Source organism: Paraburkholderia elongata (genome assembly GCF_013177735.1).
GTDB classification, from domain to species: domain Bacteria; phylum Pseudomonadota; class Gammaproteobacteria; order Burkholderiales; family Burkholderiaceae; genus Paraburkholderia; species Paraburkholderia elongata.
In genome coordinates this window covers 1-3653 of record NZ_WOEZ01000135.1, presented here as the reverse complement: position 1 = coordinate 3653, position 3653 = coordinate 1, and the positions used below count along the sequence as shown (strand labels likewise).

At 57.1% G+C, this 3653-nt stretch carries 3 protein-coding genes and 2 pseudogenes; 2 read left to right on the top strand and 3 right to left on the bottom strand.

Annotated elements, in window-relative coordinates:
- Positions 1–281: pseudogene (locus GNZ13_RS51600) on the top strand (hypothetical protein); the annotation flags it as partial.
- Positions 282–508: 227 nt separating this feature from the next.
- On the top strand, positions 509–1951 hold the full coding sequence (locus GNZ13_RS24980; RefSeq protein ID WP_172169243.1) for an IS1182 family transposase: 1443 nt from the start codon (positions 509–511) through the stop codon (positions 1949–1951).
- Positions 1952–1971: 20 nt separating this feature from the next.
- On the opposite strand, the gene GNZ13_RS24975 is transcribed toward GNZ13_RS24980, so the two are convergent.
- The 3 genes and pseudogenes from GNZ13_RS24975 to GNZ13_RS24965 all read right to left on the bottom strand — a co-directional run.
- Positions 1972–2703: an IS6 family transposase gene (locus tag GNZ13_RS24975; RefSeq protein ID WP_172169240.1), complete on the bottom strand. Its 732-nt coding sequence runs from the start codon at positions 2701–2703 to the stop codon at positions 1972–1974.
- Positions 2704–2745: 42 nt separating this feature from the next.
- A pseudogene (locus tag GNZ13_RS24970) lies at positions 2746–3045 on the bottom strand (IS6 family transposase); the annotation flags it as partial.
- Between the two features lie 306 nt (positions 3046–3351).
- Positions 3352–3653: ankyrin repeat domain-containing protein (locus tag GNZ13_RS24965; RefSeq protein WP_172169237.1), on the bottom strand; the 302-nt coding region annotated here is incomplete at its 5' end.

The following is a 3653-nucleotide window of genomic DNA, read 5'->3' as shown; positions in this document are numbered from 1 at the left end:
TGTTTGTTTTTACAGCCTGTTCGCACGCAGGTCTCATCAACGTATTAACTCATGCAGGCAATCGCTTCCCTGACGTCCCGATCTACGGGGTACTAGGCGGCTTCCATTTGTCAGGTGCAACAGAAAGTATTATTCCAGACACTGTCGAAGCGCTAGAACAGTTCGATCTTAGTCTGATCGCCGCCGCGCATTGCACCGGTTGGCGGGCAATGGGCGCACTGGCAACAAGGTTCAAGGATCGAGTCGTATCGTCGGCGGTAGGGAAGCGTTTCTTTCTTTGACCAGGGAGCGTACTGGGCAACTGCGCCGCCGGTTTTCTTGGAGATGCAGGCAACGCGGGCAGACTATCTCGCCGTTGGCCGATGGTCGCGCAAACGGCGGCTTTGGCCGACTGGTCCTCAAGTGACGGCACGGAATGACCGTTCCGCTCTGATTGTGTTGAAAAAGTCGCCTGTGGTTCGGAATGTTCGGTATCCTGGAAGACATCGATCGACGGGAGTGATTCGTCATGATGGGTCAACTGGGCAGCGGACAGGACAAACTCTTCTACTCGTTCAACCTTGATAATCACGTCCCTCGCGAACACCTGTTGAGAGGCATAGATCACTTCCTCGACCTTCGTGATCTGCGCCAGCATCTCGCGCCGTTCTACAGTCCAATGGGACGGCCATCGATTGATCCAGAGCTCATGATCCGCATGTTGATTGTGGGCTACTGCTTTGGCATCCGGTCCGAACGCAGGTTATGCGAAGAGGTCCATCTGAACCTTGCATATCGATGGTTCTGTCGCCTGGGCCTGGAAGACGCAGTGCCTGAACACTCGACCTTCTCCAAGAACCGTCACGGTCGCTTCCGCGATAGCGATGTGTTACGCCATGTGTTCGAGTCGGTGCTGGGTCGCTGCATGTCCGAAGGTCTCGTAAAGGGTGAAGGTTTCGCGATTGACGCAAGCATCATCAGGGCCGATGCAAGCCCTGCACGCGGTGTCCCAGGTACTGAGTCCATCAACTGGGGTTGCGTCAAGGGCCAAAGCCGCGCAGTACGGGAATATCTAAAAGCATTGGAGGAAGCGAATCCGGCCGGCGCAGACGCGGTCGAGGAGGCAGAGACATCGACAACTCCAAAGAAGATATCTCTGACTGATCCTGCTGCGAGCTGGACAGCCGCCAAGGGTAGCCCAGCGTTCTTCGCCTACTCGACCAATTATCTGATTGACCTGCAGGCAGGGATCATCGTTGACGTCGAAGCGACGCCCGCGAACCGCTCGCACGAAGTGGAATCAACCAGGACGATGATTGACCGCGTTGAGCGGCGGCATGATCTCAAACCTCGACGTCTTGCAGGCGACACCGCGTATGGCTCGGCAGCGATGCTTGCCTGGATGATAGAAGAGAAGGAAATTGCACCACATGTCCCGGTCTGGGACAAAACGACGCGCAAGGACAATACATTGTCCAGCAGCGAGTTTCAATGGGATGAGCTGGTCAATGAATATCGCTGTCCCACCGGGCACGCACTACGCAGTGATCGGCGCAAGTTCAGAAATCCGCGCTCGCGCGTCACGAAGGCTGACACGATCATCTATCGGGCAAGCCAGTTCGACTGCGAAAGCTGTTCGATGAAGGATCGCTGCTGTCCGAATACACCATTCCGCAAGATCGCCCGCAGCATCCATGAAGCTGCGCGTGACGAAACGAGGCGTATTGCGAAGACGCCTGAATACGAGCGATCTTGCCGTGAGCGAAAGAAGGTGGAAATGCTCTTTGCCCATCTTAAACGCATTTTGAAGCTGGACCGTCTGCGACTGCGCGGTCCAAGTGGTGCCCATGATGAGTTTCTGATGGCAGCGACTGCGCAAAACCTGCGAAGAATGGCCAAGCGGTTCATGTCAGGAAGCAAGCAGATGAACCAGGGGCTCTGTCAAGTTGGCGGGCGTAGGCTACCTGTGTAGCTCAAAAGTAGTTATCCTTATCAGATAACTTTCTCTGCTGCGGCAGTGACAGTCCAACCATGCCATGTGGCGAAGCGTTCTTTGAGTACGGCGCGATGACATGCCGCGTTCATTTGATGTCGGGGCAACGCGAAGTGCTGCCGGATCACGCCGAAACATGAGAGAAACGCCTGCGTGCGACGCGCATCGCGAAAGCCGCACATCTGGCGTTCGCGCCTACGGGTCGGCTGGTGGCTGTTCTCGGCACGGTTGTTCACGCGTGCAGCCGCCTTGACGAAAACGTGCTTCACATGAGCGAGCTCGGGAATGTCAGCCTTCGCCGCCGGATAGCTGCGCAGCTGGTCGGTAACGATCTTGCGCGGCACCGGGTTTGAACGCAGCACCCTCCGGAAGAAGCGCTTTGCCGCGGCCTTGTCGCGCCGCTTTTGCACCAGCACGTCGAGTTCGGCACCATGCTCGTCGACCGCTCGCCACAACAGATACGGCTCGCCGCGCAGCGTCACGAACATCTCGTCCAGATGCCATGTGCTGCCCGGCTTGCGCCGCGCCGCTTTGGCGCACTGCGCGAATCCAGCGCCGAACTTGTCGCACCAGCAACGGATCGTTTCGTACGTGACCACGACACCACGCTCGAGCAACAACTCCTCGATGTCGCGCAGGCTCAGGCTGAACCGGAAATACCAGCGAACCGCGCAGCTGATGACGACAGCAGGGAAGCGGTGGCCGTGATAAAGCAATTTTGTCTTCTTCATCACTTCATTCTACCGCCGCCTCCCCATTAACCTGACAGTGCCCTTCCTACCGTTGATCGTCACAACCATCTCGTCCAGATGCCACTTGTCGCCCTGTCCTCGCGCCATCGAACGAATGCGCTTGGCGATCGCCAGACCGAACTTCGTCGTCCAGCATCGCACCGTTTCGTAAGTGAGTTCAATTCCCCGTGCGGCCAGCATCTCCTCGACCATGCGAAGACTCAGCGGAAAACGGTAGTACAGCCAGACCGTGTACCTGATGATGTCCGGCGGAAACCGGTAGCCCTTGAACGAAATCGGCGCCTCGGCCGATGGCAAAACGGAGACCGATGCTTTCTTCATGCCCCATTATATGCGCCGACTTCTGCAACAACCTGACAGTACCGGCATCGCGTCAATGGTCAATTTCCATGTCTTCCTCCTTTGCCTCGCTCGTTTCGGCAGTGGAGTCGTTGACGGATCGGGGTGCTACCCATCTCGTCTATTGCGACCAGTGTAATGCCGCGAAACAACATGAGGTGCCGGGAGCCGTAGAGCGCTTCCAGACATTCTTCGACATTACGCCCCTGGTGCATCTTTCAAAGGGCGTCGCAGTAGGATGTATTCGCTTCGGTCAGGCGTTCATGCGCTTACTCTACCGGTCCAAGGTTAATGTGACAGTGCCAGTTGCCTCAATGCCCGCACGGCGGCCTCGTTACCCTGGGTCTCCACCGACTGCATGGCGGTGTTACCCCTCGCGTCCACGTGGTCTGGATCCGCACCCTTCTTCACGAGTTCAGGCAGCAGATCGAACCTGCCAAAGAGTGCGGCAAAGGCAAGCGCAGTCTCGCCAGCATTGTTCGTTTGGTTTATATCGCACGACGTGTCCATCAGGGTGCGTGCAATGTCAGTCTCGCCTTTGTACAACGCGCCCATGAGCGCAGTATTGCCGTTGCGGTCTCCCAGGCACG

What these genes read in the sequence shown, in the direction of transcription:
- GNZ13_RS24980 (WP_172169243.1), top strand. Translation starts at nt 509, where the DNA reads ATGATGGGTCAACTGGGCAGCGGACAGGACAAACTCTTCTACTCGTTC.
- GNZ13_RS24975 (WP_172169240.1), bottom strand. Translation starts at nt 2,703, where the DNA reads ATGAAGAAGACAAAATTGCTTTATCACGGCCACCGCTTCCCTGCTGTC.